We start from the raw sequence: 23,925 nt of genomic DNA on the forward strand, positions 1-23,925 counted from the left end.
GCTCATGACCGACCGCATGCCGGAGCTCCCGGCCGAGGCCCTCACCGACGCGCAGCGGGAGGCCGCCACCGCGTTTCAGGCCGAGCGCGGCGTGCCGGTCTTCGGGCCGTTCACGCCGCTGCTGCGCAGCCCCGAGATGATGCAGTGCGCGAGCCGGATGGGGCTCTACCTGCGCTACAACAGCATCCTGCCCCTGCGGATCAGCGAGTTCGCGATCCTGATCGTCGCGCGGGAATGGAGCCAGCAGGTGGAGTGGCACATCCACCACCCCATCGCCCTCAAAGCCGGCGTCGCCCCGGAGACGGCCGCCGCCCTCGCGGAGGGACGCCGCCCGACCACGATGAGCGAGGACGAGGCCCTGGCCTACGACTTCTCCCTCGAACTGCAGCGCAACCGCGCGGTGAGCGACCCGACCTATGCGGCCCTCGTCGCCCGGTTCGGGGAGCAGGGCGCGATCGACCTCACCGGCATCAACGGCTACTACGCGCTCCTCGCCATGACGATGAACGTCGCCCGCACGGCCCTGCCGGAGGGCGCCCCGCGCCCGCTGCCGCCGCTGGTGCCGTGACGCCCCCGCTTGTGGCGGCGGCCGCTTCGGTCTAACCCCCGCCATCCTTCTTCCTCCGGCCGGACGAGAGCCATGGTCGCCCATACCCGCGCCGACGCGGCGCGCCGCCCCGCCGACCCCAGCGTCGCCGGAGCCCGCATCCTCGTCGTCGAAGCCCGCTATTACGACGGCCTCGCCGACGAACTCCTGGCCGGCGCCCGCGCCGCCATCGAGGCCGCCGGGGCGCAGGCCCATGTCGTCACCGTGCCCGGCGCCCTGGAGATCCCCGCCGCCGTCGCCATCCTCCACGAGACCGGAGCCTACGACGCGGTGGTGACGCTGGGCTGCGTGATCCGTGGCGAGACCGGCCATTACGACATCGTCGCGGGCGAGAGCGCCCGCGCCCTCATGGACCTGTCGGTCGAGCGGCATATCCCGCTCGGCAACGGCATCCTGACCGTCGAGAACGAGGAGCAGGCCTGGGCCCGCGCACGCGTCTCCGAGCAGGACAAGGGCGGCGGCGCGGCCGAGGCGGCGCTGGCGGTGCTGGCGATCAAGCGGGCGGCGGCGCGATGACGGAGGACCGCATGGTCGAGGGCCAGACCGCGCAGGCGGGCGTCCAGGAGGGCAAATCCCCCGCGATCAACCCGCGCAGCGGCGCCCGGCTCGCCGTGGTGCAGGCGCTCTACGACATGGACATCTCGGGCAAGGGCGTCCTCGACGCGCTGGCCGAGTTCGAGGCCCATTGGATCGGCCGGGAGATCGACGGCATCGTCCACCCCCCCGCCGAGACCGCCTTCTTCCGCGATCTCCTGCGCGGCGTGGTGGACGAGCAGCGCGCCATCGACCCGCAGCTCGACGCCGCCCTGAGCCAGGGCTGGCCCCTGCGCCGGATCGAGACCGTGCTGCGCGCCATCCTGCGCGCGGGCGCCTACGAGCTGATGTTCCGGCCCGACGTGCCGGCCCGCGCCGCGATCTCGCAATATGTCGACGTCACGCACAGCTTCTACAACGCCGACGAGCCCGGCCTCGTGAACGCCGTGCTCGACCGCCTCGCCCGGCAGGTGCGGCCCGACGAAGTGTCCGACAAGCCCGGCGCGAAGCGGGGCTGAGCGTGTATGGGGGGGCGCCGCGCCCGAGAGAGGACGAGCTGATCGCCCGCTACTTCGCCCCCCTCGCCGGCCCCGGCGCGGACGGGATGCGCGACGACGCCGCCACCCTCACGCCCTCCCCCGGCTGCGACCTCGTCCTGACGACCGACGCCATCGTCGCGGGCGTCCACTACTTCCCCGACGATCCCCCCGCCTCCATCGCCCGCAAGGCGCTCGGGGTGAACCTGTCGGACATCGCCGCCAAGGGCGCGGTGCCGCGCGGCTTCCTCCTGACGCTGGCCCTGCCCGACGACTGGACGGAGGCGTGGCTTGCGGCCTTCACGGCGGGGCTCGGCGAGGCCGCGCGGGAAGCCGGCTGCCCGCTGCTCGGCGGCGACACGGTGCGCTCCGGCGGCCCGGCGCTGATCGGCGTCACCGTCTTCGGCGAGGTGCCCCGGGGCGGGATCGTGCGGCGCACGACCGCGCGAATCGGCGACCGGCTCTGCGTCAGCGGTACCCTGGGCGACGGTGCCCTCGGGCTCCTCCTCCGGCGGCAACCCGCCTGGGCCTCCGCCCTCGACGGCGCGATGCGCGACCACCTCGCCGACCGCTACTGGCATCCGCGCCCGCGCCTCGCCCTCGCGCCCGTCCTGCGCCGTCATGCGAGCGCGTCGATGGATGTCTCGGACGGGTTCGCGGGCGATCTCGCCAAGATGCTGGGGGACGGGCGCGGGGCCCTCATCGACGTGCAGGCCCTGCCCCTCTCGCCCGCCGCGACGGCCGCCCTCGCCGCCGAGCCCGGCCTGATCACGCCGATCCTGACCGGCGGCGACGATTACGAGATCCTCTGCGCCGTCCCGCCCGAACGCCTCGACGCCTTCCTGGCCGAGGCCGACGCCACCGGCATCCCGATGCGGGCCGTGGGGAGCGTGATCGCGGGAGAGGGACCGCCCGCCTTCGCCATGCGCGATGGCACGCGGCACGTCTTCGCGGCCGGATCCTTCAGCCACTTCTGACGCCGCCAAGTCGAACGACGTCGCATCTGCGAAGATCACGCGCCGGCAAAGCGCTATTTATTTCGCATCGCACCATAAACACCGATGACCCGAAGGTCTCGTTTGCGCTCTGCGGCGAAGTTTGGCAATCAATGCATGGTTCTGGGAAGGAAAGCCCCGAATCCGAGCGTCTCGTCCCGCGGCCTCAACGGCCGAGCTCGTCAACGACAAGCCCCAGCCAGGCACCAGAAACCCAAGGACGGTCGAATGCTTCCCCTGATTCTGATCATCGTAGGCGGGCTCTGTGCCATCGCCTACGGCATCGTCACGATCACCGACGTGATGAAACGCGACGCGGGCACGCAGCGCATGCAGGAGATCGCGGGGGCGATCGCCGAGGGCGCGCAGGCCTATCTGAAGCGCCAGTACCTCACCATCGGCATCGTCGGGATCGTGCTGTTCGTGGCGCTCGCCGCGTTCCTCGGGCTCAAGGTCGCCATCGGCTTCCTGATCGGCGCCGTCCTCTCGGGAGCGGCCGGCTTCATCGGCATGAACGTCTCGGTGCGGGCGAACGTGCGCACGGCGCAGGCCTCGTCCTTCTCGCTGGGCGCCGGCCTCGACGTGGCGTTCAAGTCGGGCGCCGTCACGGGGATGCTGGTCGCGGGCCTCGCACTCCTCGGGGTCGCCCTCTACTACCTCGTGCTGACCCGCGGCGCCGGGCTCGACCCGTCGAGCCGCGAGGTGATCGACGCGCTGGTGGCTTTGGGCTTCGGCGCCTCGCTGATCTCGATCTTCGCCCGCCTTGGCGGGGGCATCTTCACCAAGGGTGCGGATGTCGGCGGCGATCTCGTCGGCAAGGTCGAGGCGGGGATTCCGGAGGACGATCCGCGCAATCCCGCCACCATCGCGGACAACGTCGGCGACAACGTGGGTGACTGCGCCGGCATGGCCGCCGACCTGTTCGAGACCTACGCGGTGACGGTGGTCGCCACGATGGTGCTGGCGGCGATCTTCTTCTCCGGCCCCACCGGCACCGGCCGGGCGGTGCTGGAGCCGATGATGCTCTATCCGCTCGCCATCGGCGCGGCCTGCATCGTCACCTCCATCGCCGGCACCTATGCGGTGCGGCTCGGTGCCAACCAGTCGATCATGGGCGCCCTGTACAAGGGCCTCCTCGCGGCAGGCGCGCTCTCCATCGTCGCCATCGCCGCCGTGACCTACGCCATGTTCGGCGGGTTCTCGACCGCCTTCACCACCTCCACCGGCGTGACCTTCACGGCGGGCGGCCTGCTCGGCTGCGCGGTGATCGGGCTCGCCATCACGGCGCTGATCGTGGTGATCACCGAGTACTACACCGGCACGAACTTCCGGCCGGTGAAGTCCATCGCCGACGCGTCCGTGACCGGCCACGGCACCAACGTGATCCAGGGTCTGGCGATCTCGCTGGAATCGACGGCGCTGCCGGCCATCGTGATCGTGGCCGGCATCATCGCGACCTACGCGCTCGCCGGCCTGTTCGGCATCGCCATCGCGGTCACGGCCATGCTGGCGCTCGCCGGGTTCATCGTGGCCCTCGACGCCTTCGGCCCGGTGACGGACAACGCGGGCGGCATCGCCGAGATGGCGGGCCTGCCCTCGGACGTACGCAAGTCCACCGACGCGCTGGACGCGGTCGGCAACACCACCAAGGCGGTGACGAAGGGCTACGCCATCGGCTCGGCCGGCCTCGGCGCCCTGGTGCTGTTCGCGGCCTACACCTCCGACCTGAACTACTTCATCGCCAATGCGAGCCCGACGCAGTACCGCTTCTTCCAGGGGGTGAGCGTCGATTTCTCCCTCTCGAACCCCTATGTCGTGGTCGGGCTGCTGCTCGGCGGGCTGATCCCGTTCCTGTTCGCGGGCATCGCCATGACCGCCGTGGGCCGCGCGGCCTCGGCGGTGGTGGAGGAGGTCCGCCGCCAGTTCCGGGAGAAGCCCGGCATCATGCAGGGCATCGACCGGCCGGATTACGGCCGGGCGGTGGACATGCTGACCCGCGCGGCGATCAAGGAGATGATCGTCCCCTCGCTCCTGCCGGTGCTATCGCCGATCGTGCTGTTCTTCGTGATCCAGCCGATCGCGGGCAAATCCCAGGCCTTCGCCACGGTCGGCGCGATGCTGCTCGGCGTGATCATCACCGGGCTGTACGTCGCGATCTCGATGACCTCGGGCGGCGGCGCCTGGGACAACGCCAAGAAGTACATCGAGGACGGCCACCACGGCGGCAAGGGCTCCGAGGCCCACAAGGCCGCGGTGACCGGCGACACGGTCGGCGACCCCTACAAGGACACCGCCGGCCCCGCCGTGAACCCGGCGATCAAGATCACCAACATCATCGCCCTGCTGCTGCTGGCGGTGCTGGCGCACGCGTGACCGGAAGCATCGCCAGGGACGCCCTGGCGATGCGCTCCAAATCCTCGCGCGGGGCGCCGTCCCGCGCCTGAGCCGACATGCCCTGGAGCACGGCGGCGAAGGTGGCTGCCAGCGCCTCGACATCCGCGTCGGGCGGCAGATCGCCCTCGGCGCAGGCACGGTCGAGCCGCGCCAGGAACGCCGCCTTGCTCGCTTCCCGGAGCAGCCGGAGGGCGTCGCGCACCTCATCGGAATCCGGCGACACGCTGCCGGAATTCTGCACCACGAGGCAGCCGCACGGCACGTCGCGCGAGGACAGGATCGCCGCCGCCGCGAACAGGAAGCGCTCCATTCCCCGGCGCAGGTCCGCCTCGTCCGCGAGGGCCTGCCACGGGGAGGCCCAGTACGTCGTCTCGTAATGCTGCAGCGCTTCGAGGAAGAGCGCATCCTTGTTGCCGAAGGCCGCATAGAGGCTCGGCGGGTTGATCCCGATCGCCGCGCAGAGCTCCGCCACCGTCGCCGGGCCGTAGCCACGGGTCCAGAAGACCTCCAACGCCTTCTGCAGGGCCTTGTCCCGGTCGAAGCTGCGGGGACGCCCCTTGCCCCGGGCCGGCATGATCGCGCTCATCTCCTCACCGTATGCCGATCCTGGCGTGCCATGCCGCACATCCTGCGGCCAGAACCGCCCCGCCGCCTTGACGACCTGTAGCGGCCATTACAGATATGGCATTCGTAGCAGCCGCTACAATAATCGATTCCCGGCGAGACGGCGAGCCATCCCCCGCCCGAGGGTGCGCTTCGTTGCCCTTTGCCCTGGCACGTCCGGGGTGGCGCGCCATCTCGTCCTCCGAGCCACGTCCAACCCGAAGAAACGAGTCAGCATGCCGTCCTTGTTCGATCCGATCCGTATCGGCGCCATCGAGGCCAAGAACCGGATCTTCATGGCCCCCCTCACCCGTGGCCGCTCCACCCGCGAGCACGTGCCGACGCCGCTCATGGCGCAGTACTACACGCAGCGCGCGGGCGCCGGGCTGATTCTCACGGAGGCCACCGGCATCTCGCAGGAAGGCCTTGGCTGGCCCTTCGCGCCGGGCATCTGGTCCGACGCGCAGGTCGATGCGTGGCGTCCCGTGGTGAAGGCCGTCCACGACCACGGCGGCAAGATCGTCTGCCAGATCTGGCACATGGGCCGGATGGTTCATTCGGACTTCCTCGGTGGCAAGCCCCCGGTCTCGTCCTCGGCCACCACCGCGCCGGACCACGCCCACACCTACGAGGGCAAGAAGCCCTATTCCCAGGCCCGCGCGCTCGAGGTCTCCGAAATCCCGCGTCTCCTCTCCGATTACGAGAAGGCCACCGCCAACGCCCTGGCCGCCGGGTTCGACGGCGTGCAGATCCACGCCGCCAACGGCTACCTGATCGACGAATTCCTGCGTGACGGCACCAACCTGCGCACCGACGAATACGGCGGCTCCATCGAGAACCGTGTCCGCCTGCTCCGCGAAGTGACGCAGGCCGTGGTGAAGGTCGCGGGCGCCGAGCGCACCGGCGTGCGCCTCTCGCCGAACGGCGCGATCCAGGGGACGAACGATTCGAACCCCGAGCCGCTGTTCGTCTCCGCCGCCAAGGCGCTGGACGAGATCGGCATCGCCTTCCTCGAAATGCGCGAGCCCGGCTACGAGGGCACCTTCGGCAAGGCCGACCACCCGCCGATCGCCCCGGCGATGCGCAAGGTGTTCCGCGCGCCGCTGATCCTGAACGCGGATTACGACGCCAAGAGCGGTCAGGAGGCCCTGGACCGGAACGAGGCCGACGCCATCGCCTACGGCCGCACCTTCATTGCCAACCCGGACCTGCCGGAGCGGTTCGCCAAGGGCGCCCCGCTCACCAAGGACAACGCCCAGACGTGGTACTCGCAGGGGCCGGAGGGTTACACCGACTACCCGACGCTCGGCGAGCAGAAGGCCGCCTGAGCACTCTTCCGCATGCCGGCCCGAACCGGGCCGGCATGCCCAGGCCCTTGCAGCCGCACGATGATTCGGAACCGGCTGTTTCCACTTTTCCGTGACGTGCCCTAGGCATGGCCGTTACGGGCGACTAAGTGTCGGGCACACCATGACCAAGCCGATGCCCGGCGCATGCGCCCTCCCCGACATGTCCGAATCCCGCCGGGACGCCGCGGACCGGGCGGCGGAGCTTGACGAACTCGGCATCCTCGACACCCCCTCCGAGCGCGCCTACGACGACCTCGCCTCCGTCGCGGCCCATGTCTGCGGTGCGCCCGTCGCGCTGGTGAGCCTGCTCGATTCGGACCGGCAATGGTTCAAGGCCGAGATCGGCCTCGGCCTGCGCGAACTCGGCCTCGACCGGACGATCTGCGTCCACACCCTGGCGGCCGGCGGCGAGTTGACGATCCCCGACCTCACAGCCGACCCGAGGACCGCCGCCAGTCCCCTCGTCACCGAGGATGGGTACCGCTTCTATGCCGGCGCGGGCATCCCCGGCCGGAACGGCGTGTTCCTCGGCGCCCTCTGCGTGCTGGATTACAAGACGCGCCCCGAGGGCCTCACCCCCGGCCAGACCGCGACCCTCGCCGCCCTGGCCCGGCAGGTCTCGACCCTGTTCGAACATCGCCGCGCCCTCGCCCTCGTCGCCAAGCGCGAGGCGGAGCTGGCCGCCACCGAGCGCCGCTTCCGGGTGATGACCGCGTCCATGCCGCAGATGGTCTGGACGACCCTGCCGGACGGGTTCCACGACTATTACAACGACCGCTGGTACGAGTTCACCGGCGTGCCCTACGGCTCGACGGACGGCGAGGGCTGGAACGACATGTTCCACCCCGACGACCAGCAGAGGGCCTGGACCCGCTGGCGCCACTCCCTGGAGACCGGCGAGCCCTACGAGATCGAGTACCGCCTGCGCCACCACAGCGGCGTCTACCGCTGGACCCTCGGCCGCGCCATGCCGATCCGTGACGCGGAGGGCCGGATCGAGCGCTGGTTCGGCACCTGCACGGACATCGACGACCTGAAGCGGGCCGAGGGCGAGGCGGTCCGGCTCGCGGCCATCGTCGCGGCCTCGAAGGACTTCATCGGCCTCGCGGGCGAGGACGGCCGGGTCGATCACCTCAACGAGGCGGCTTTGGCGCTGGTGGGCCTGCCCGACCTCGCCGCCGCCCGCACCCTGACGATCCCCGATTTCTTCACCGCCGAGAGCCGGCTGGCACTGGCCGACACGGTGATGCCGGCGGTGCACCGCCAAGGCTGGTGGGAGGGCGAGCTCGCCTTCCGGCATTTCACGACCGGCGAGAGCATCGCCGTGCGCTCCACGATCTTCACCGTGCGCGATGCCTCGGGCGCGGTGGCGGGCTTCGCCACCGTCACCCGCGACCTGCGCGAGGCGAAGCGCTCGGAGGAGGCGCGCGACCTGCTGATCCGGGAATTGTCCCACCGGATCAAGAACATCTTCGCAGTGGTCGGGGGCCTCGCCGCCCTCACCGCGCGCAGCGATCCGGCCTCGAAGCCCTTCGCGGCGGCATTCCGCGAGCGGCTGGGGGCGCTGGCCCGCGCCCACGAATACGTCCGCCCGCATTCCCCCGACAGCGCCCCCGCCGTGGCGGGCCAAACCGTGCTCGGCCTGATGCGGCTGCTGATGGCGGCCTACACCGAGGGGGGCCGCGAGCGGGTGGCGATCGGCGGCGACGACGTGGAGATCGGCGAGCGCACCGCCACGGCGCTCGCGCTCATCATGCACGAGCAGGCCACCAACGCCGTGAAATACGGCGGCCTCTCCCAGGCGGGCGGGCAGGTCGCGCTCACCGGGATGCACGCGGACGGGCGCTACACCCTGACCTGGGCCGAGAGCGGCGGCCCCACCGTCGCCGCGCCGCCATCGCGAAAAGGCTTCGGCACGGTGTTGGCCGAGCGCAGCATCGCCGGGCAGCTCGACGGGTTGCTCGAACACGATTGGGCGCCGGGCGGGCTGGTGATGCGCCTCGACGTGCCGGTGGCGAACCTGCGCCATTGACGGCCCGCGCCGGCCCCTACGGCCTCGTGGTGCTCGACGTCGATGGGACGCTCATCGACAGTTTCGGCTGGTTCTGCAGGGTCCTGAACGGCGTCGCCGACCGCTATCGCTTCCGCCGGGTGGAGGCGCACGAGGTCGAGGCCCTGCGCCGCCTCGGCGCGCGGGAGATCCTGCGCCATCTCGGAATCCCGCGCTGGAAGGTGCCGCTCATCGCCCGGCACATGCACCGGCTCGCCGCGCGGGACGTCGCGCAGCTGCACCCGTTCCCCGGCATCCCGTCCATGCTGGCGGGGCTCTCCGCGACGGGCGCGGGGCTCGCGATCCTCTCCTCGAATCGCGAGGACGTGGTGCGGCGGGTGCTGGGGCCGGAGGATGCGGCGCGGATCGGCGCGTGGTCCTGCGGCGCCTCTATCTTCGGCAAGGGCCGGCGCCTGCGCCGGCTGGTGAAGGCCGCGCGGCTGCCGCCGGGGCGGGTGCTCTGCGTCGGGGACGAGGTCCGCGACGCGGAAGCCGTGCGGGCGATGGGCTGCGCCTTCGGGGCGGTGGCCTGGGGCTACACCGACCCGCAGGCACTCGCCGCGCTCGCGCCGGACCACCTGTTCCGGGAACCGGGCGAGGTGGTCGCGGCGGTCGGCGGGGCCTACTGACCCCGGTTCGCGCCCGGCACGATGCTGGCGCCGGAGCCCGAGCCGAAGGGCTCGTAGCGGGTGAGGCCGCGGAAGAGCTGGCTGATGAAGGCCCGATCCTGGCCGCTCGTCGGCGTCGTGCGGTCGATGAAGTCGAACACCTTGCCGTCCTGCATGCCGTAGAGCGCGACGCGCTCCACCTTGAAGCCCGGCGTGAAGTAGACGGCGATGACCTTCTGGTCCTGCACCTGCTCGCCCAGGAACATCACCGTGCGGCTGGTGTTCTGGGAGATGTAGTACCAGGACTTGTTGCCGACCGTGGACACGGTGGAGGGCGTGCCGAGGATCTGGAGCACCTGCTCCGGCCCCATGCCCGGCTTCACCGTGGCGAGGGCGGCCTGATCGACCTGATAGCCGTGGCGCAATTCCTCGCCGATACAGCCGGACAGACCTGCGCCGACGAGGCCGAGCAGGGCAAGGCGCGTGAAAGACGAGACGAGACGGCGCCGCATCGGCCCCCCAAGCATTCCATTGACCGCCAGGACGCGGCGGACCGGCCGCACGATGTGCGGCGGCGCTTGCGCCCCGGGCGTCGGTTGGCCTACCGCGTGGTCATGGCTTTGACAAGGCAAGCTTGGCCACACCGCCGTGGCCTTCTCGTTCCCCCGCCGCCGGGCGCGCTCCGGTGATCGCCCGGTTCTTCCGGCGCGGCGCCGCGCGCAGGCGCCCCGTGGAGGCCCTGCATGGGGCCATCGTGGCCGCCGCGCGGCAGCCCGGCCTCTATACCGACCTCGCCGTGCCGGACACGGTGGAGGGACGGTTCGAGGCCCTGTGCCTGCACGTCTACCTCGTGTTGCGCCGGCTCGACCGGCTGCCGCCCCCCGCCGCCGACTTCGCGCAGGAGCTTGTGGACGCGGTGTTCGCGAACCTCGATGCCAATGTCCGCGAACTCGGCGTCAGCGACGTGGGCGTGAGCAAGCGCATGAAGAAGATCGCCTCCGCCTTCTACGGACGGGCGCGCAGCTACGATGCCGCCCTCGCGGCCCCGGACGAGGCGGGGCTCCGCGCGGCGCTCGCCCGCAACATCCTCGGCCCCGATTCCGACCCGGCCGGGCTCGCCGCCTATGTCCGTGCCGCCGAGGCCGCGCTCGCGGCCGTCGATTTCGATTCCCTGCTCCAAGCAGGGCCGCCCTTCCCCGAACCGGCCGCCTTCGCGCGGCCCGCTACTGTCACGGACAACCAGGCATGAGTGCCACGCCCCGCCAGCCCCTCTCCCGCCCCATCGAGGTCGGCCGCCTGCCGCGCGGCCGGGCCGAGGTCTCCGTCGAGGCGACCGAGGAGGAATGCGCCGTGCTGGCCCGCGACTTCGGCATCCCGGCGGTGCGCGACCTCGTCGGCCGCTACGCCCTGACGGGAACGGTGAGCCGGCTCACCGTCACCGGCACGTTGGAGGCGGTGGTGACGCAGGTCTGCACCGTGACGCTGGAGCCCTTCGAGACCGCCGTGCGCGAGCCGGTGGAGGTGGTGTACAGCGACGCCCCGCCGCCGGAGGAGCCGGAGGAGGGCCCGCCCGAGGGCGCCCCCGAGCCGCCGGACCCGATCGTGAACGGCCGCATCGACCTCGGCGCGCTCACCGCCGAATTCCTCGCGCTCGGCCTCGATCCCTATCCGCGCAAGCCCGGCGTGGATTTCGAACCGGTGGCGAGCGGGCCGGAGAGCAGCCCGTTCGATGTCCTTCGCCGGCTTCGCGAAGAAGGGACCTGAGCGGCGGAACCCGACCCGGCGCCGAATTCGTTTGCCCATGCGGCGGGCATCGCTATGGTCCGCCGCGCCCGGTGGTGCCCCGCCGGATCCCTCCCCGCCGAGGCCGCGAACCTAGATCCAATGTCCGACCGCGTCCGCATCTCGCTCGACGCCATGGGTGGCGACCACGGCCCCGCGACGGTGGTGCCCGGTGCCGCCATCGCCCGCGAGCGCCACCCCGGCATGACCTTCCTGATGTTCGGCGACGAGGCGATCCTCGCGCCGCTGGTGGCCGCCGAGCCACGGCTGAAGGATTGCGTCGAGATCCGCCACACCACCGTCTCCATCGCCATGGACGACAAGCCGAGCCAAGCCGTGCGCCAGGGGCGCGGCAAGTCCTCCATGTGGCAGGCGGTCCAGGCGGTGCGCGACGGGCAGGCCGACGCCTGCGTCTCGGCCGGCAACACCGGCGCGCTGATGGCGATGTCGAAGATCTGCCTGAAGACCATGTCCGGCATCGAGCGCCCGGCCATCGCCTGCCTGTGGCCGACCGTGCGCGGCGAGAGCGTCGTGCTCGATGTCGGCGCCACCATCGGCACCGATGCCGAGCATCTGGTGGAGATGGCGGTGATGGGCTCGGCCATGGCCCGCATCGTGTTCGACCTCTACCGGCCGACGGTCGGCCTGCTCAACGTCGGCACCGAGGAGATGAAGGGCAACGAGGCGGTGAAGGAAGCCGCCCGGATGCTGCGCGAGATGGAGGCGGCGGGCCTGACCTACCATGGCTTCGTGGAGGGCACGGACCTCGGCAAGGGCACGGTGGACGTGGTCGTCACCGAGGGCTTCACCGGCAACATCGCCCTGAAGACCGCCGAGGGCACGGCCAAGCAGATCGGCTCCTATCTGCGCTCGGCCATGACCCGCACCCTCTCGGCCAAGATCGGCGCCTTCTTCGCCCGCCACGCCTTCCGGGCGCTGAGGGACAAGATGAACCCGAGCCGCGCCAATGGCGGCGTGTTCCTGGGCCTCGAAGGCATCGTCGTGAAGAGCCACGGCTCCGAGAACGCCGCCGGCTTCGCCTCCGCCGTGGACCTCGCCCACGACATGGCCCGCCACGACATGATCCGCACCATCCGCGAGATGCTCGACCAGACGCCGGCCCTGGCCCCGGCCTGAGCGCCGCTTGAGGAGACGGGCGGGCCGCACGACGGGCCTGCCGGAAAGGACCACACGATGTCAGCCCTGCGTTCCGTCGTCCTCGGCACAGGCTCCTGCCTGCCCGAGCGGGCGGTCACCAACGCCATGCTCGCCGAGCGGGTCGAGACCTCCGACGAATGGATCGTCCAGCGGACCGGCATCCGTCAGCGCCACATCGCCGCCCCGCACGAGACCACCGTGACGCTGGGCACCCGCGCCGCCCAGGCCGCCCTCGACGCGGCCGGGCTCGGCCCCGACGCCATCGACCTCGTGATCTGCGCGACCTCGACGCCGGACCACACCTTCCCCGCCACGGCCACCGAGATCCAGGCGGCCCTGGGCATCGGCCAGGGCGCGGCCTTCGACCTGCAGGCGGTCTGCGCCGGCTTCGTGTTCGGCGTCACCACCGCCGACAAGTTCCTCGTCACCGGGGCGGCCCAGCGCGCGCTGGTGATCGGCGCCGAGACCTTCTCGCGAATCGTCGATTGGGAGGACCGCACCACCTGCGTCCTGTTCGGCGACGGCGCCGGGGCCGTGGTGCTCGAAGCCCGCGAGGGCGGTGAGCGCGGGGTGCTCTCCGCCGCCCTGCGCTCGGACGGGCGGTATCGCGACAAGCTCTACGTCGACGGCGGCCCCGGCTCGACCGGCGCGGTCGGCCATCTCCGCATGGAGGGCAAGGACGTGTTCCGCTTCGCCGTGGGGCAGGTGACGGACGTGATCGTGGACGCCTTCGCGAAGGCGGGCGTCACCGCCGACGACCTCGACTGGTTCGTGCCGCACCAGGCCAACCGCCGGATCATCGAGGCCTCCGCCGACAAGCTCGGCATCGCCCGCGAGAAGATCGTGATGACCGTGGACCGGCACGGCAACACCTCCGCCGCCTCGATCCCGCTAGCCCTCGACGTGGCCGTCCGGGACGGCCGCATCAAGCCGGGCGACCTCGTGATGATCGAGGCGATCGGCGGCGGCTTCAGCTGGGGCGCGGCACTCCTCCGTTGGTAGGAGAGGCGGGCGCAAAACCCGTGGTTGACCGGGCCGCCGCAGCGGATTAGCGTGGCGGATCATAGAGATACGTCCCACTGGGCCCGGCGGCAGGACCGCCCGGAGGCCCGCGTCGGGACAGGGGCCAGCCGGCGAGGGGACGAGGAATGGCGGGGAAGACGGTGACGCGTGCCGACCTGAGCGAGGCCGTCTACCATCAGGTCGGGCTGTCGCGGACCGAATCCGCCGCCCTGGTCGAAACCGTCCTCTCCGAGATCTGCACCTGCCTCGCCAACGGCGAGACGGTGAAGCTCTCCTCCTTCGGCTCCTTCGTGGTGCGCAGCAAGGGCCGCCGGGTCGGCCGCAACCCCAAGACCGGCGTCGAGGTGGCCATCGAGCCCCGTCAGGTCATGGTGTTCAAGCCCTCGAACGTCCTCAAGGCCCGCATCAACGGCCTCACCGGCGAGGGCGAGGACGACGACGAGTGAGGACGCGGCCTCCGATCGAGGCTTGAGCGTTGCCCGCGAGGGCTGCAAGATCGCCCTCACCCGATAGCCTCAGTCGAATCACGATGCCCCCAGTGCTGGCCGCCACCGACGACACGAACGAGGCGCGGGAGAAGAGCGCGGGCGCCTTCCGCACGATCAGCGAGGTGGCGCAGGACCTGGACGTGCCCCAGCACGTCCTGCGCTTCTGGGAGACGCGCTTCGGCCAGATCCGTCCGCTGAAGCGGGCCGGCGGCCGGCGCTACTACCGGCCGGAGGATGTCGACCTCGTCGCCGGCATCAAGAACCTGCTCCATGTCCGCCGCTACACGATCAAGGGCGCGCAGCGGATCATCAAGGAGAACGGCATCCGCTTCGTCCAGGCGGTCGGCCGGGGCGAGGCCATGGCCGCGCCGCCGCCGCTGCAGGACCTCGAATCCGGCGCCGAGGGCCACGCCGCCTACGATTCGGCGAGCGCCGCCCTCCCCTCCGTCGATCAGGCCGCCCTGGAGGACGCCCTCCACGAAATGCGGGCCTGCCGGGCGATCCTCGACGGGCTGCGCCAGCCGCCGGACTAGCGGATGCAAGGCCTGACAGGGCGTTGTCGCAGGGGCCGAACTTTACCGGGGGACTTGCGTTGTCGCCCGAATGGCCACTCCTCACCAGAAGTTGTCTCCCAGTCAGGAGTTGATGGCCCGCATCCTGCGGATCGTCCGCGCCTGCCCGGATGCGGCCTCTGAAATCCTCGAACTGATCACCCTGGTCAGTCAGGTCGAGGCGGCGACCGCCGTCGATCCGAAGTACCGCGATGCGCGGCGGGTGATCGCCCGCCTGCGCGCCCCCCTGTGGGAGATGGGCCCCGCCGACCGCCAGAAGCTGCTCGCCGCCGCCGAGACGATCCGCAAGGTCTGCCGTCTGAAGGAAGACGAGATCCCCGCCTCCCCCATCGCCGATGCCGGCGAGCGGGCGCGGGTGGAGGAACGGCTGGCCTCGACCCTCAGCGGCGAGTTCACCCCCGCGCAGATCGCCCGCGTCACCGGCATCGTCGCGGCGGCGCTTCAGGACTGAGGCGGGTTCGTCGGCCGCCGCCCCTCGACGCGCGCCGTGGACGTTCCCACATGCCCATCAGGCGGGCCGGTCCACTGCCCGCGATGGAGACCTGCCCCGTGACGATCGCCACCGCCCTCCCCGGCCGCTGCTTCCCGGCCCTGTTCGGCGTCCTGTTGCTGGCGGTCCCTGCCGCCGCCCAGACGACGGTGACGCGCTCCAAGACGGTGGCGCCGGGCCAGACGGTGCGGCTGGAGATCGCGCCCAATCTCAAGAAGGATTGCAGCTCCGGCCCGATGCCGGAGTTCAAGGTGTCCGGCGCACCGAAGAACGGTTCGGTGATCACCAAGGTCGGCAAGCTGAAGACCCCCGCGAGCTACCGCTGCCCGAACAAGGAGGCCGCCGTCCAGGCGCTCTTCTACCAGGCCAATGCAGGCTATAGCGGCCAGGATGAGGTGACGTTCGAGGTCAAGACTTCGGACGGGCAGATCCAGACACAGACGATCAAGATCACCGTCGGCGGCGCCACCGCCAAGCCATCGACCGATGCCAAGAAAGAAGGCACCGACCTCTAAGCCGCAGGCAGTCGAATTCGCTCAATGCATCGTTTTTCGGCGACGACAGCAAAGGCTCTTGGAAGAATACCACTCCGTAGTCTGACGAGTGTGGAATTCGTTTCCGCGAGTGTTGCACGCAATCACCATGATTGCGGCGTCGTCGCCGCACTGCGACAAATGGCGGGCCTGTCGGTTGCATCCGAGCCGGGACAGGATGAAGCTGTCCCGGTCTGAGAGGGTGACGCGAATGCCTATGCAAGCGACGAACGACCTCTTCCAGAGCTTCGCCCGCGGCTACGAAGCACGCCGCGACACGGAGATGAGCCTCTCCGAGTATCTCGAAGCCTGCCGCGACGAACCGCTGATGTATGCCTCCGCCGCGGAGCGCATCTTGGCGGCGATCGGCGAGCCGGAATTCGTGGATACGGCCAAGGATTCCCGCCTCGGCCGGATCTTCATGAACCGGACGATCCGCACCTACCCCGCCTTCCGCGAATTCTACGGCATGGAGGAGACGATCGAGCGGATCGTCTCGTTCTTCCGGCACGCGGCGCAAGGCTTGGAGGAGCGCAAGCAGATCCTCTACCTGCTCGGCCCTGTGGGCGGCGGTAAGTCCTCCCTCGCCGAGCGGCTGAAGCTCCTCATGGAGTTCCACCCGATCTACGTGCTGAAGGCCGGCAACGAGGTCTCCCCCGTCTTCGAAAGCCCCCTCGGCCTGTTCGACCCGGAGGTGATGGGCGAGGAGATCCAGCGCCGCTACGGCGTCCCGCGCCGCCGCCTCACCGGCCTGATGAGCCCCTGGGCGCTGAAGCGCCTCGACGAGTTCGGCGGCGACATCTCTCAGTTCAAGGTCATCAAGGTGCGCCCGTCGCGCCTGCGGCAGATCGGCATCGCCAAGACCGAGCCGGGCGACGAGAACAACCAGGACATCTCGTCCCTCGTCGGCAAGGTGGACATCCGCCGGCTGGAAACACTCTCCCAGGCGGACCCGGATGCCTACTCCTATTCCGGCGGCCTGAACCGGGCGAACCAGGGCGTTCTCGAATTCGTCGAGATGTTCAAGGCGCCGATCAAGATGCTCCACCCGCTGCTCACCGCGACGCAGGAGGGCAACTATGTCGGCACCGAGAATATCGGCGCGATTCCGTTCACGGGCGTGATCCTCGCCCACTCGAACGAGGCCGAGTGGCAGACCTTCAAGACCAACAAGAACAACGAAGCCTTCATCGACCGCATCTACGTCATCAAGGTGCCCTACTGCCTCCGGGTGACGGAGGAGCAGAAGATCTATGACAAGCTGATCTCCGGCTCCGAACTCTCGGACGCGGCCTGCGCGCCGGGCACGCTGGAGATGCTGGCGCGATTCTCGGTGCTCTCGCGCCTGCGCGACCACGCGAACTCGAACCTGTTCTCCAAGATGCGGGTCTATGACGGCGAGAGCCTGCGCGAGGTCGATCCCCGCGCCCGCTCGATGCAGGAGTACAAGGATTCGGCCGGCGTCGACGAGGGCATGGACGGGATCTCGACCCGCTTCGCCTTCAAGGTGCTGGCTGCGACCTTCAACCACGACACGACCGAGGTGTCCGCCGACCCCGTGCACCTCATGTACGTGCTGGAGCAGTCGCTCCGCCGGGAACAGCTCCCGCCGGAGACCGAGAAGAAGTACCTCGAATTCATCAAGACGGAACTGGCGCCCCGTTACGCCGAGTTCATCGGCCACGAGATCCAGAAGGCCTACCTCGAATCGTACCACGATTACGGCCAGAACCTGTTCGACCGTTACATCGACTACGCCGATGCCTGGATCGAGGATCAGGACTTCAAGGATTCCGAGACCGGCCAGCTCATGAACCGTGAGCTCCTGAACCAGGAGCTGACCAAGATCGAAAAGCCGGCCGGCATCGCCAACCCGAAGGACTTCCGCAACGAGGTGGTGAAGTTCGCCCTGCGCTCGCGGGCGCAGCATGGCGGGCGCAACCCGAGCTGGACCAGCTACGAGAAGCTGCGGGAGGTGATCGAGCGGCGGATGTTCTCCCAGGTCGAGGAGCTTCTGCCGGTCATCTCCTTCGGCTCCAAGAAGGACGGCGACACCGAGAAGAAGCACGGCGAGTTCGTCGAGCGGATGGTGTCGCGGGGCTACACCGAGCGGCAGGTCCGCCGTCTGGTGGAATGGTACATGCGGGTGAAGCAGGCGGGCTGAGGGCCGGGTTCGAACACCCTCAGCCGCCACAGTTTCGGACGATCGGCCGGCGAGACTTCCAGCCGGCCGGACACGCGGGCGAGGGCTTGAGCACCTGATGCACATCGTCGACCGACGCCTCAATCCGGGGGGCAAGAGCCTCCCGAACCGTCAGCGCTTCCTGCGCCGCGTGAAGGACGTGGCCCAGCGGGCGGTGCGTGAATCGGCCCGAGAGAACGACATCAAGAACCTCGGCAAGGACGGCCGCGTCACCGTGCCGGCGGATGGGGTGCGCGAGCCGCGCTTCAGCCGCCAGCCCGGCAGCGGCCGGCACGACCACATCCTGCCCGGCAACAAGACCTACGTCGAAGGCGATACGATCGACCGCCCGCCGGGCGGCGGCGGGAGCGGCGGCGGCTCCGGCGAGGGCGGGGACGGCGGCGAGAACAGCGAGGACGCCTTCCAGTTCGTCCTCACCCGGGACGAGTTCCTGGAACTGTTCCTCGAAGACCTCGAACTGCCGGACCTTGCCAAGCGCCGCCTGTCGATCGTGGAGACGGAAGGCTTGCGCCGGGCCGGCTACACGGTGACGGGCTCGCCCGCCAACCTCGCCCTGACGCGGACGCTGCGCAACTCGATGTCGCGCCGCATCGCCCTGAAGCGGCCGAAGCCCGACGAGGTCGAGGCCCTGGAGAAGCGCATCGCGGCGCTGCACGAGGGCGACCCGGTGCGGGCCGACCTCGAAGCCTCGCTCACCCTGCTGCGGGAGCGGGCGAGGCGCATCCCTTACGTCGATCCCATCGACCTGCGCTTCCGGCGCTTCGAGCCCTATCCGCGCCCCATCGCGCAGGCGGTGATGTTCTGCCTGATGGACGTGTCGGGCTCGATGACCGAGCACATGAAGGACCTCGCCAAAAGGTTCTACATCCTGCTCCACATCTTCCTCACGCGGCGCTACCGCCACGTGGAGATCGTCTTCATCCGCCATACCGACCGGGCGACCGAGGTAGACGAGGAGACCTTCTTCGGCTCCCGCGAGACCGGCGGCACGCTGGTCTCCTCGGCGCTGATCGAGATGAAGCGCGTCATCGCCGAGCGCTACGACCCGAACGACTGGAACATCTACGCGGCGCAAGCCTCCGACGGCGACAACGTGTCGAGCGACGGGCCGACCGCGACGGACCTGCTGCGCGCCGACATCCTGCCGGCCTGCCAGCACTTCGCCTATCTTGAGGTGGGCGACGAGAACGGCCCCCGCGCCGGCTTCGTGGAGCACCGCACCACCCTGTGGCGGACCTACGAGGCCATCGCCAAGGCGGGCGGCCCCATCGCCATGCGCAAGGTGAACCACCGCCGGGAGATCTACCCCGTGTTCCGCGAGCTGTTCGGCCGCAAGGACAAGGCAGAGGCGTGAGCGCGTGCCCTTCCCGCTTCAGGGTCGGGCTAAGAGTGTCGAGGAAGAGGGTGCCATGGTCGCCACCTTGAGCGGGACGAAGACGAAGTCGATCATCCGCGCCGACAAACCGCTGTTCACCGGCAACGACTGGGATTTCGACACGATCCGGCGGATCCACGACGCCTGCGAGGTCGAGGCGCGGCGGCTCGGGCTGTCCTGGTACCCAAACCAGATCGAGATCATCACCGCCGAGCAGATGCTGGACGCCTATGCCTCCATCGGCATGCCGCTGTTCTACAAACACTGGTCCTTCGGCAAACACTTCGCCCAGCACGAATCGGGCTACCGGCGCGGCCTGATGGGGCTGGCCTACGAGATCGTCATCAACTCGGACCCGTGCATCTCCTACGTGATGGAGGAGAACACGGCGACGATGCAGACGCTCGTCATTGCCCACGCCGCCTTCGGGCATAACCACTTCTTCAAGAACAACTATCTGTTCCGGCAGTGGACTGATGCCGAGGGCATCCTCGACTATCTCGACTTCGCCAAGGGCTTCATCGCCCGCTGCGAGGAGCGCTACGGCCACCAGGCGGTGGAGCAGATGCTCGACGCCGCCCACGCCCTGATGAGCCAGGGCGTCCACCGCTATCCGCGCAAGAAACGCCCCGACCTCGCCTCCGAGCAGCGCCGGGAGCGCGAGCGGGTGGAGCACGGCGAGCAGATCTACAACGACCTCTGGCGCACCCTGCCGAACAAGCCGGGCGCCGCCCCCTCCGACATGGCCGCCGAGCGCCGCCGCGCCCTGCTGGAACTGCCGCAGGAGAACATCCTTTACTTCCTGGAGAAGGTCGCCCCGCGCCTGCGCCCCTGGCAGCGGGAGATCCTGCGGATCGTGCGCCTCGTGGCGCAGTACTTCTACCCGCAGCGCCAGACCAAGGTGATGAACGAGGGCTGCGCCACCTACGTCCACTACCGGATCATGAACGCCCTCTCCGAGACCGGCCAGATCACCGAGGCCGCCTATCTCGAATTCCTGCAATCGCACACCAACGTCATCCGACAGCCGAACTACGACGACCGCTCCTATGGCGGGCACAACCCCTACGCGATCGGCTTCGCGATGATGCAGGACATCGCCCGGATCGCGGAGACGCCGACGGACGAAGACCGGGAGTGGTTCCCCGACATCGCCGGTCGCGGCGACGGGATGGAGGTGCTGCGCGACTGCTGGGAGAACTACCGCGACGAGAGCTTCATCGCGCAGTTCCTCTCGCCCAAGCTGATGCGCGACCTGCGCCTGTTCCACGTGGTGGACGATCCCGACGAGCAGGCCCTGCGGGTCGAGGCGATCCACGACGAGCGCGGCTATCGCCGCCTGCGCCGCTCCTTCGCCCGGCAATACGACGTGGCGTGGCTCGATCCCGACATCGAGGTGGTCGACGTCGACCTCGAAGGGGACCGCCGCCTCGTCCTGCACCACAAGGTGCTCAACAAGATCACCCTGCAGAAGGACGACGCCCGCCGGGTGCTGCAGCACCTCGCCGACCTCTGGGGCTACGACGTGGTGCTCAAGGAGGTGGAGGCCAACGGCACCGTCCTCAGCGAGATGAGCGCCAGCGCCCGGCCGATCTTCTTCTGACGCCTCACGCCCGCTGCGCGTGGACGAGCGCGGCGGCGGGCGCCTCGGTGCAGACGCGGTTCCGGCCCAGGCGCTTGGCCCGGTACAGGGCCGTGTCGGCGCGGGCGACCAGGGCCTCCCAGTCGCGGGCGCAATCCGGTTCGCGGCAGGCGACGCCGAAGCTGCCGGTGACGGGGGGCCCGCCCTGCCGCGCATCCGGTGCGGCGAGGCGGATCCGCATCCGCTCCGCCATCTCCAGCCCCGCCGCCTCGTCGAGGCCGGCGGCGAGGATCAGGAACTCCTCGCCGCCGTAGCGGGCGAGGAGGTCGCCCGGCCGCGCGACGGATTTCAACGCCATCGCCACCCGCCGCAGCACGGCATCGCCGCCGGCATGGCCGTAGCGGTCGTTGACCATCTTGAAATGGTCGATGTCCACGAGGATCGCGGTGACGGGCAGCCCCGACCGGGCGGCCTGCTCGATCATCGCCGGGGCCTGATCCGACACCGCGCGCCGGTTGAGGAGGCTCGTCAGCGAGTCGGTCTGAGCGAGGACCTTGAGGTTGCGGTTCATGCGCCGCCGCGCCCGTTCGAGCACGACCTTGCGCCGCAATTCCCCGCGCAGCACGGCGAGCCCGGCGAACATGCCGTCCACCTCCGGGCCGCAGGGCGCCCTCGGCGCGGGCTCCTCCAGCCGCCCAACCGACAGGGCGAGGATCTCCTCGCGCATGGCGGCGAGCGGCCGGAACAGGCGATTGCGGAAGGTGAGGCCGAGCCAGAGCAGGGCCAGGACCACCGAGGCGGTGATGCCGGCCGAGGCGAGGGTCGCCCCGATGGCCGATTCGCGGGCCTTCTCGATCCGGCGCAGAGTGAGCGCGCCGAGACGGTCCTTCAATTCGGTGGGGGCGGCGAGGCCCGGCACGTAGCGACGGGTGAACTCGGCGGCGCTGCCCCTCAGGGTCGGCTCCGCGAACACATCCATCGCCATGGGCAGGCTGCCGGCGAAGAATTCCGTCTTCACCCGCTCCAGCGCCTCGCCGATGGCGGGATCGTCGGCGTGGTTCTTCCCGAACGTGGCGAGGTTCAGCCACAGATGCCGGAGCGTGCTGCGGGTGCGCGTGACTTCGAGGCGGGCCTCGTCGCTGGGCAGGCCGCCCGTCAGCATCATCACCGCGTAAGAGCCGAGCCGCCCAGCCTGCTCGCGCAGGGTGCTGGCCTCCGCCTGCAGCAGCACCTCGGCGCCGACTTCCGGCGCGTGGCGCAGGAGCCGCCGGCCGAACTCGCTGCGGAGCGTCGCCGCCTCGTCCGCGACGGCGAACATGGCTCGGATCGCCGCCGAGATCGTGGGACCGGAGCGCTCCTCCGGCGCCCTGGCACAGATGGCATCGACCTTGGCCCGGCCCTCGGCGAGGAGGCGTGCGACGGGCTCGAACGCCGCCGCGTCCGGCCCGGCGGCGGCCCGGGCCTCCGCGAGGCGCGCGTCGGTGGCGGCGCGGATGGCGGTGAGGCGGCGCAGGCTCTCCTCGGTGGAGGGCCCGAGCGGGTCCATCGCCGCGTTGGCGGGGCCGCGCTCGGCAGAAATCATGTCGGTGGCGGCCATGACGAGGCCGAAGCGCGACGCATCCTCCACCGCCCGCCCCACCCGGCTCAACTCGGTGAGGTTGGACGCGACAAGGGTGCCGCCGAGGGCCGTGCAGCCGAACGCTGCCACCGCCCCCACGACCCACTGAAGATGCTGGATTCTGATCGTCGCCGCCATGCCAGTCCGGGAGGGCCCGGACCACCCGCCCGGACAGGGCGGGAGCATCCGGGGCTCAGCGACCGTTTTTAGCGCAGACAACACAACGATAGATGAAGTCGAGCCGGTGAATGCTCGCGAGGCGAGGCTGAAAACAATCGAAGGCTGTCATTTCCGCGCGGCTGTCATCCGGGTGAGGATAGTGTGCCGGCCACGATTGCGCCGCGCGGCCACTCATGCTGCAAGACTTGCATGAGCGGCACGATCATGAGCCTCGCGGAAACGCAGGCCTTCCTCGACAGCGAATTTCCGCAGATGCAGGCCGGCGGGCGGGCCTATCATCTGGAAGCGGTGGGACCGCTCACGGCGCGGATGCGGCTCGAAGCGCACGAACGCTTCCTCCGACCGGGCGCGACGGTCTCGGGCCCGGCGATGATGGCGCTGGCCGATTACGCCCTCTACGCGGCGATCCTCGCCAATATCGGCCCTGTCGCGCTAGCGGTGACAACCAACCTCACGTTTAACTTCCTGCGCAAGCCCGCCTCCGGCGACCTTCAGGCCGAATGCCGGCTGATGAAGCTCGGGCGGCGCCTAGCCATGGGCGAGGTCGCGATCACGGCCGTCGGCCACCCGGACGTGGTCTGCCACGCCACAGGCACCTACTCGATTCCGCCGCGCTAGGGAATCAGGCCCGCGCCTCGGAGAGCCGGGCGGCGTAGCGGGCGATGAGATCCACTTCGAGGTTCACGGCGTCGCCTTTCGTCCGCTCGCCCCAGGTGGTGACCTGAAGGGTGTGGGGAATCAGGAGCACCGAGAACAGGTCGCCATCGACGGTGTTCACGGTGAGCGACGTGCCGTCGAGGCAGACCGAGCCCTTCTCGGCGATGAACTTCGCGAGCGCCGGGGGGGCGCGCAGGGTGAAGCGCTCGCTCGGGCCCCAAGCCCCGTCCGTCACCGTGTCGCGGGCGACGATCTCCGCGAGCCCGTCCACGTGGCCGGTGACGAGATGGCCGCCGAGCTCGTCGCCGATCTTGAGGGAGCGTTCGAGGTTGATCCGCCGGCCCGGCGCCCAGGCCCCGACATTCGTGCGCGCCAGGGTCTCGGCCGCCGCATCGACCTCGAACACCGCCCCGCCCTCGGCCGGCGCGATGGAGACCGCCGTGAGGCAGGGGCCGGAACAGGCGATGGAGGCGCCGAGCGCGATCCCCGCCGGATCGTAGGCGCAGCGGATGGCGATGCGGCGCAGGTCGCCCTCGCCCGACACCGAGAGGACCGTGCCGACATCGCTGACGAGACCCGTGAACATGT

Annotated in this window: 24 protein-coding genes; 20 read left to right on the top strand and 4 right to left on the bottom strand. The window is 70.0% G+C overall.

Annotated features, from left to right (window positions below; genetic code table 11):
• Positions 1-4 precede the first annotated feature (4 nt).
• The 5 genes from MKK52_RS25720 to MKK52_RS25740 all read left to right on the top strand — a co-directional run bounded on the left by MKK52_RS25720 (position 5) and on the right by MKK52_RS25740 (position 5,045).
• Positions 5-568 carry a carboxymuconolactone decarboxylase family protein gene (locus tag MKK52_RS25720; protein WP_243959352.1) on the top strand — a complete coding sequence of 188 codons (564 nt, stop codon included), beginning with the start codon at positions 5-7 and terminating at the stop codon, positions 566-568.
• Positions 569-640: 72 nt separating this feature from the next.
• Positions 641-1,123: a 6,7-dimethyl-8-ribityllumazine synthase gene (ribH, locus tag MKK52_RS25725; RefSeq protein ID WP_243959354.1), complete on the top strand. Its 483-nt coding sequence runs from the start codon at positions 641-643 to the stop codon at positions 1,121-1,123.
• 11 nt (positions 1,124-1,134) lie between these two features.
• A complete protein-coding gene (gene nusB / locus MKK52_RS25730) occupies positions 1,135-1,659 on the top strand; it encodes a transcription antitermination factor NusB (RefSeq protein WP_409564752.1) in 525 nt (174 codons plus the stop codon).
• 2 nt (positions 1,660-1,661) lie between these two features.
• Positions 1,662-2,654, top strand: a complete 993-nt coding sequence (thiL, locus tag MKK52_RS25735) for a thiamine-phosphate kinase (protein ID WP_243959356.1) — start codon at positions 1,662-1,664, stop codon at positions 2,652-2,654.
• A 246-nt stretch (positions 2,655-2,900) separates the two neighbouring features.
• Positions 2,901-5,045, top strand: coding sequence for a sodium-translocating pyrophosphatase (locus tag MKK52_RS25740; RefSeq protein WP_243959358.1), 2,145 nt, complete (start codon positions 2,901-2,903; stop codon positions 5,043-5,045).
• Here the strand turns inward: MKK52_RS25740 and MKK52_RS25745 are convergent.
• Entirely contained in the window at positions 5,005-5,652 is a 648-nt protein-coding gene (locus MKK52_RS25745) for a TetR/AcrR family transcriptional regulator (RefSeq protein ID WP_243959360.1), read from the bottom strand. The genes MKK52_RS25740 and MKK52_RS25745 overlap by 41 nt on opposite strands.
• Before the next feature lie 253 nt (positions 5,653-5,905).
• Here MKK52_RS25745 and MKK52_RS25750 point away from each other — a divergent pair, with 253 nt between their 5' ends.
• The 3 genes from MKK52_RS25750 to MKK52_RS25760 all read left to right on the top strand — a co-directional run bounded on the left by MKK52_RS25750 (position 5,906) and on the right by MKK52_RS25760 (position 9,697).
• Complete coding sequence (locus tag MKK52_RS25750; protein WP_243959362.1) at positions 5,906-6,997, top strand: alkene reductase; 1,092 nt, start codon at positions 5,906-5,908, stop codon at positions 6,995-6,997.
• A 142-nt stretch (positions 6,998-7,139) separates the two neighbouring features.
• Complete coding sequence (locus tag MKK52_RS25755) at positions 7,140-9,050, top strand: PAS domain-containing protein (protein ID WP_409564741.1); 1,911 nt, start codon at positions 7,140-7,142, stop codon at positions 9,048-9,050.
• Entirely contained in the window at positions 9,047-9,697 is a 651-nt protein-coding gene (locus MKK52_RS25760) for an HAD hydrolase-like protein (protein WP_243959364.1), read from the top strand. The genes MKK52_RS25755 and MKK52_RS25760 overlap by 4 nt, the downstream gene beginning before the upstream one ends.
• On the opposite strand, the gene MKK52_RS25765 is transcribed toward MKK52_RS25760, so the two are convergent.
• Positions 9,691-10,188: an outer membrane protein assembly factor BamE gene (locus tag MKK52_RS25765; RefSeq protein ID WP_243959366.1), complete on the bottom strand. Its 498-nt coding sequence runs from the start codon at positions 10,186-10,188 to the stop codon at positions 9,691-9,693. The two genes, MKK52_RS25760 and MKK52_RS25765, sit on opposite strands and share 7 nt — an antisense overlap.
• Before the next feature lie 173 nt (positions 10,189-10,361).
• Between MKK52_RS25765 and MKK52_RS25770 the strand changes: the two genes are divergently transcribed.
• The 11 genes from MKK52_RS25770 to MKK52_RS25820 all read left to right on the top strand — a co-directional run bounded on the left by MKK52_RS25770 (position 10,362) and on the right by MKK52_RS25820 (position 20,903).
• Positions 10,362-10,925: a ubiquinol-cytochrome C chaperone family protein gene (locus tag MKK52_RS25770; protein WP_243959368.1), complete on the top strand. Its 564-nt coding sequence runs from the start codon at positions 10,362-10,364 to the stop codon at positions 10,923-10,925.
• A complete protein-coding gene (locus MKK52_RS25775; protein ID WP_243959370.1) occupies positions 10,922-11,440 on the top strand; it encodes a YceD family protein in 519 nt (172 codons plus the stop codon). Before MKK52_RS25770 ends, MKK52_RS25775 begins: the two co-directional genes overlap by 4 nt.
• 120 nt (positions 11,441-11,560) lie before the next feature.
• Complete coding sequence (gene plsX, locus MKK52_RS25780) at positions 11,561-12,595, top strand: phosphate acyltransferase PlsX (protein ID WP_243959372.1); 1,035 nt, start codon at positions 11,561-11,563, stop codon at positions 12,593-12,595.
• 57 nt (positions 12,596-12,652) lie between these two features.
• Complete coding sequence (locus MKK52_RS25785) at positions 12,653-13,618, top strand: beta-ketoacyl-ACP synthase III (protein ID WP_243959374.1); 966 nt, start codon at positions 12,653-12,655, stop codon at positions 13,616-13,618.
• Between the two features lie 146 nt (positions 13,619-13,764).
• Complete coding sequence (locus MKK52_RS25790) at positions 13,765-14,085, top strand: integration host factor subunit alpha (protein WP_243959376.1); 321 nt, start codon at positions 13,765-13,767, stop codon at positions 14,083-14,085.
• An 83-nt stretch (positions 14,086-14,168) separates the two neighbouring features.
• Positions 14,169-14,660, top strand: a complete 492-nt coding sequence (locus MKK52_RS25795) for a MerR family transcriptional regulator (RefSeq protein ID WP_243959378.1) — start codon at positions 14,169-14,171, stop codon at positions 14,658-14,660.
• Between the two features lie 70 nt (positions 14,661-14,730).
• Positions 14,731-15,150 (top strand): hypothetical protein, encoded by a 420-nt coding sequence (locus tag MKK52_RS25800; protein WP_243959380.1) that lies wholly within the window; start codon positions 14,731-14,733, stop codon positions 15,148-15,150.
• An 83-nt stretch (positions 15,151-15,233) separates the two neighbouring features.
• A complete protein-coding gene (locus MKK52_RS25805; protein ID WP_409564753.1) occupies positions 15,234-15,704 on the top strand; it encodes an Ig-like domain-containing protein in 471 nt (156 codons plus the stop codon).
• Between the two features lie 229 nt (positions 15,705-15,933).
• Positions 15,934-17,886, top strand: coding sequence for a PrkA family serine protein kinase (locus MKK52_RS25810; protein WP_243959382.1), 1,953 nt, complete (start codon positions 15,934-15,936; stop codon positions 17,884-17,886).
• A 97-nt stretch (positions 17,887-17,983) separates the two neighbouring features.
• Positions 17,984-19,279, top strand: a complete 1,296-nt coding sequence (locus MKK52_RS25815) for a YeaH/YhbH family protein (protein ID WP_243959384.1) — start codon at positions 17,984-17,986, stop codon at positions 19,277-19,279.
• 55 nt (positions 19,280-19,334) lie between these two features.
• Positions 19,335-20,903, top strand: a complete 1,569-nt coding sequence (locus MKK52_RS25820; RefSeq protein WP_243959386.1) for a SpoVR family protein — start codon at positions 19,335-19,337, stop codon at positions 20,901-20,903.
• Positions 20,904-20,907: 4 nt separating this feature from the next.
• On the opposite strand, the gene MKK52_RS25825 is transcribed toward MKK52_RS25820, so the two are convergent.
• On the bottom strand, positions 20,908-22,638 hold the full coding sequence (locus MKK52_RS25825; protein WP_243959388.1) for a sensor domain-containing diguanylate cyclase: 1,731 nt from the start codon (positions 22,636-22,638) through the stop codon (positions 20,908-20,910).
• Positions 22,639-22,869: 231 nt separating this feature from the next.
• On the opposite strand from MKK52_RS25825, the gene MKK52_RS25830 reads away from it, so the two are divergent.
• A complete protein-coding gene (locus tag MKK52_RS25830; protein WP_243959390.1) occupies positions 22,870-23,298 on the top strand; it encodes a PaaI family thioesterase in 429 nt (142 codons plus the stop codon).
• 4 nt (positions 23,299-23,302) lie between these two features.
• On the opposite strand, the gene MKK52_RS25835 is transcribed toward MKK52_RS25830, so the two are convergent.
• Positions 23,303-23,923: a riboflavin synthase gene (locus tag MKK52_RS25835; protein ID WP_243959392.1), complete on the bottom strand. Its 621-nt coding sequence runs from the start codon at positions 23,921-23,923 to the stop codon at positions 23,303-23,305.
• Positions 23,924-23,925: the final 2 nt, after the last annotated feature.

Origin of the sequence: Methylobacterium sp. J-067, from assembly GCF_022829465.1 — a bacterium.
Taxonomy (GTDB): domain Bacteria; phylum Pseudomonadota; class Alphaproteobacteria; order Rhizobiales; family Beijerinckiaceae; genus Methylobacterium; species Methylobacterium litchii.